This window comes from Trebonia sp. (genome assembly GCF_030042015.1).
Classification (GTDB): Bacteria; Actinomycetota; Actinomycetes; order Streptosporangiales; family Streptosporangiaceae; genus Trebonia.
The window spans coordinates 1-4,660 of sequence record NZ_JASIAL010000413.1; the positions used below are offsets into that span (position 1 = coordinate 1).

Annotated in this window: 3 protein-coding genes; 1 reads left to right on the top strand and 2 read right to left on the bottom strand. The window is 71.2% G+C overall.

Annotated elements, in window-relative coordinates:
• Positions 1-104 precede the first annotated feature (104 nt).
• Both Q1N79_RS22260 and Q1N79_RS22265 read right to left on the bottom strand, forming a co-directional pair.
• Positions 105-680, bottom strand: coding sequence for a hypothetical protein (locus Q1N79_RS22260; RefSeq protein WP_300612027.1), 576 nt, complete (start codon positions 678-680; stop codon positions 105-107).
• Positions 681-860: 180 nt separating this feature from the next.
• Positions 861-1,592 carry a haloacid dehalogenase type II gene (locus tag Q1N79_RS22265; protein ID WP_300612029.1) on the bottom strand — a complete coding sequence of 244 codons (732 nt, stop codon included), beginning with the start codon at positions 1,590-1,592 and terminating at the stop codon, positions 861-863.
• Between the two features lie 161 nt (positions 1,593-1,753).
• Here Q1N79_RS22265 and Q1N79_RS22270 point away from each other — a divergent pair, with 161 nt between their 5' ends.
• Positions 1,754-4,345 (top strand): LuxR family transcriptional regulator, encoded by a 2,592-nt coding sequence (locus tag Q1N79_RS22270; protein WP_300612031.1) that lies wholly within the window; start codon positions 1,754-1,756, stop codon positions 4,343-4,345.
• Positions 4,346-4,660: the final 315 nt, after the last annotated feature.

Here is a 4,660-nt window from a genome sequence, read left to right on the forward strand (position 1 = left end):
CGGTGCGCCGCTGGCTCAGTGGCTATCGTCTGCGCCACCCGGCGCCAGCTGGGGGACGGCTGCCGCTGCCTCACCCCGAGCGGGTGGGCCGTTCCTCCCGTCAGCTAGTCAGCCGTCTTTGGCGACCCTTCAGGGCGCGGTGGCAGCAGATCGGCGTTCGGCGATAGCGCGGCAACGTGGCGGCGGATCTCGTCGAGGAGGGCCATCTGCGTGGACATGGCCACCTGAAGATCGTGCACCTGCATGGTCAGTTGGGTGTTCTCCGCGATTGCATCCTGCAGCCCTCGCTCGATTGCGACGTCACGCTCGACGCCGGCCCGGATGTGCGCTAGCAAAACGGTCAGCGCGTCCTGCGCCCGGTTGGCCGCGGCCGCGACGAGGAAGCCGATGAACAGCTCGGCCACGGTCGTGATCAGGTTGAGCGGGAAGTTGTAGCCAGTTGAGGTGAACCACGCCGGCAGCCACGCGCCAGAAGCGAGATAGTGTCCGCCCAAGGCGAAGATCAGGGTCCAGAACACCACAAGGACAAGCCAGAACGCGATGTTGGCGGGTCTGCCCATCGCCTCGGAGACCCAGTTCGCGAACTTCAGGAAGAGCCCGGGGGGCTTCTCGATCGTGGTTGGCTGGGCGGGATCTATGGCCGGATTCGCGGTTGTGATGGCCGTGTCGGAAGCGGTCAAGGTCGCTCCAATCCAATGTCTATGCGGCGCCAGAGCGCCCGGTGCCGCGTTCTGCCTGCTCCTGGCCGCCGGGGGCGGGCCCTTGTCAACAGCACAGGAATAATGCCGCATCCGATGAGATTTCGGATAGAACCCGATGCGCCCGGAACCCGCAAGGATGTGCGCCTTCGGCAGCTTTGATCACATCAGGGCGGCGAGTTCGGTGATGGACGACACGGACAGGTCCCACGGCTTGGTGGCGACGCCGGCCCCGGGAATCCCCGGCCCTTGCTCCAGGGGCCTGGAGATGAACGCCGCCGCCAGGCCCGCCTGGCGGGCGGCTGCGAGGTCGGCCTCGTGCGCTGCGGCCAGCATGATTTCCCCCGGCTCAAGCCCGAGCATGGCGGCCGGCCGCAGGTACGCCTCCATGGCCGGCTTGTAGGCTTTTGTCACGTCCGAGCCGAGGATCAGGTCCCAGGGCAGCCCGCCCGCCTTCGCCATCTCGAGCAGCAGGGAAGTGTTCCCGTTCGACAGCGGTCCGACGATGTAGTCGCGCTTCAGCGCAGTGATGCCCGGGACGCTGTCGGGCCACGGCGGCAGGAGGTGCCAGGCGCGGTTGAGTTCGTCAAGCGCCGCCGGGCCGAAGCGCCCCGGATCGAGCCCGAGGTCGGCAAGCACGCCGTCGAGGTTCTCGCGGTGCGGCACGTCCAGCGGGACAAAGGGCCGCTGTCCGGTACTGACCCGTCGCATCGCCGGCATGTACCGGGACCGCCAGGCGTCGGCGAACGCACAGGCGTCGAGTTCGAGGCCGTGCTCGCCGGCGAACCGGCGGGCGGCCGCGGCGACCCCGGTCCGCCAGTCGACCACAGTGCCGAACACGTCGAACAGCACGGCCCTGACGGCCTGGGCGGTGGACACGGGGGTGAATGCCACGGTGCCAGCATCTCATTCCGGCCGCGGTACCGGACACACTCCGGCCGGCACGATGACACGAGAGCAGGATCCAAGGGGCCGGGACCCGCCTGGTAATACCGAATCGATCAGGGTAAAGAGTTGGAAATAAGTGCAGGTGGGGGAACACTGTGATCGTGCAGATGCTGGAGCGGGGAGCGTCTTTGGCGGCGCTGGCCGGGTATGCGCGCGAGGCGCGGGAGGGCGATGGACGGCTGGTCCTGGTGGCCGGGGAGGCGGGCATCGGCAAGTCGGCCCTGGTAGAGCAGCTGCGAAACGATCTGCCTGATGCCCGCTGGTCGTGGGGGGCCTGCGACGGACTGTTTACCCCGCGCCCCCTGGGGCCGCTGTTTGACCTGGCCGGCCAGCTCGGCGGGGAGCTGGATGATCTGTGCCGGGGCGGTGCGGCCCGCGAGGACCTGTTCCGCGCCTTGCTGCGCCAGGTCAGCGAGCGGGGCCCGCTGAGTGTGCTGGTCGTGGAGGACATCCACTGGGCCGACGAGGCGACCTTGGACCTGCTGCGGTTCCTTGGCCGGCGGCTGCGGGATGTGCCGGTGCTGCTGATCGCCACCTACCGGGGCGAGGACCTGGCGGCCGATGATCCGCTGCGGGCTGCGCTCGGGGAGATCGCCCGGCAGCGGTCGACCCGGCGCGTGGACCTGGCACCGCTGTCGGCCGAGGCGGTGCGGATCCTGGCCGACGGGACCGGCCTTGACGCAGCCGAGCTGTACCGGCTGACGAGCGGGAACCCGTTCTATGTCACCGAGGTCGTGCGGGCGGGATTCGGTGCGGTCCCGCCGTCGGCCCGTGATGCGGTGCTGGCGCGCGCCGCGCGGCTGGGCGGCGGGTCTCGTGAGGTGCTGGATGTCGCGGCGCTGACCGGTGCCCGCGTGGAGCTGGGTCTGCTGGAGTCCGTCACCGCGTGCCCGCCGGCCGCCGTGGATGAGGTGCTGGCGTCTGGGCTGCTCGCCGAGGACGGTGGGTGGCTGAGGTTCCGGCATGAGATCGCGCGGCTGGCGGTGGAGCAGGCGATGCCGCCGCGCCGCCGCGTCGTCGTCCACGCCCGGATCCTGGCTGCTCTTGGTGTGCTGGGGTGCGAGGATGATGCGCGGATGGCGTTTCACGCGGAGGCGGCCGGCGACCGGGCGGGCGTGTTGCACCATGCGCCGCGCGCCGCGCGTCAGGCAGCCGAGCTGGGTTCACACCGGGAGGCGGCCGCGCAGTTCGAGCGCGCCCTGCGCTGCGCCCCAGCCGCTGACCCGGCGGTGGCCGCCGGGCTTTACGGCGGACTTGCCATCGAGCTGCTGTTGGTCGGCCGGTTCCAGGGCGCCGTCGAGGCCGGCGAGCAGGCGGTGAGGTTGTGGCGTCAGGCCGGTGACCGTCTGCGCGAGGGCGACACGTTGCGGCATCTGTCCTGGGCTCTGCAGCAGCTGGGCCGGGGCCCCGATTCGGTCGCTGCGGGCGAGGCCGCGGTGGCGGTCTTGGAACCGCTGGGACCCGGTACCGAGCTGGCGTGGGCATATGCCAGCCTTGCCAGCGCGCGGATGGTGAATTCGGAGCATCAGGCGGCGGTCGACCTGGCGGTGCGGGCGCAGGTGATCGCCGAGCCGCTGGGTGCGGTAAATGCGCTCAGCGACGCGCTGAACACCCAAGGCTGCTCGGTTGCTCACATGGGCGGCGGGGAGTGGACCGGGTACCTGCTCCGGGCACTGGATGTCGCGCTCTCGGCCGGTCTTCACGGCCAGGCGGGCCGGGCCTTCGCGAACCTTTACAGCTGCCACGCCGATCAGCGGCGATTCGCCGAGGCGGAACGGTATTTCACCGATGGCGTCGCGTACTGCGAGGAGCACGATGCCGGTTCGCACGCGGCCTTCCTGCGGGGGGAGCGGACGGTAGCCCTGGAGCGGACCGGGCGCTGGGATGAGGCCGTGGCGCTCAGCACCGAACTGCTGGCCGACCTGTCTTCGCTGTACCGGCTTCACCCGCTGCACGTGCTCGGGGTCATCCGGGCCAGGCGCGGCGAGCCGGGTGCCTGGGAGTATCTCGACGAAGCGGCGGAGCGCGCGGACGCTTGCGCTGAGCCACAGTGGATCATCCCGGTGCGGCTGGCCCGCGCCGAGGTGTGCTGGCTGCAAGGCGACCCGCACCGGGCCGCCCATGAGGCCGAACTGGCCGATGACGCACAGGTCGGCTCGGACGGATGGGAGCGCGGCGCGATCGCCGTCTGGCTGCGCCGTACCGGTTCGCCCCGGCCGCCGCGCGGTGAGCTGCCCGGGCCCTGCCGGCGGCAGCTGGCCGGCGAATGGGCGCAAGCCTCCCGGGACTGGGCCAGCCTGGGCTGTCCGTATGAGGCGGCGCTCGCCCTGCACGACGCCGGTGATGAAGCCGCCCAGCGCCAGGCGCTGGAACTTTTCGCCGGCCTCGGCGCCACGGCGGCCGCCCAGCTCACCCGGCACAAGATGCGCACGCTCGGCATCCGCTCGATCCCAGCCGGGCCGCGGACGCAGACCCAGGCTGATCCGCTCGGGCTGACCCGCCGCGAGCGCGAGGTACTCAAGCTGATCTGCGCCGGGCACACCAACGCGGAGATCGCCGCCAAGCTGGTCATCTCGGCCAAGACCGTCGACCATCACGTTTCGGCCGTCCTGGCGAAACTGGGCGCTCCGACACGCCGCGCCGCCGCCGCCCACGCCGCCCGGCTCGGGCTAGCCGGCACGCCGACCGCCCCGCGCTGACCGGGACGGCGGCCCGGGGGGCATAGTGACGGCCGCGAGGCGGAAGCGCTCGTCGACGCCCGACGGCGCGCGGCCGGCGACCGGCTCGAGCAGCGTGAGCTCTACCCGGGTGTCCCTCCCGCAAGATGGGTAAGCGCGCGGGAAAGCTAGGCAGCCCCAGGGTGAAACTGGGGAACCGCTCCCGATGCGGGGCGCCGGCGTGCCGCCATAGGTTCGGGCTGGCTGCGATGACCAACCGGAAAGGGAGCGATCCGCATGAGCAACCACCCCGACATCCTGGCGGCGCTGGCGCGGGAGCGGCAGCAGGCGATGCTG

Bases quoted from the DNA above. Each gene is read 5' to 3' on its own strand.
- Q1N79_RS22270 (WP_300612031.1), top strand. From the start codon at position 1,754: ATGCTGGAGCGGGGAGCGTCTTTGGCGGCGCTGGCCGGGTATGCGCGC.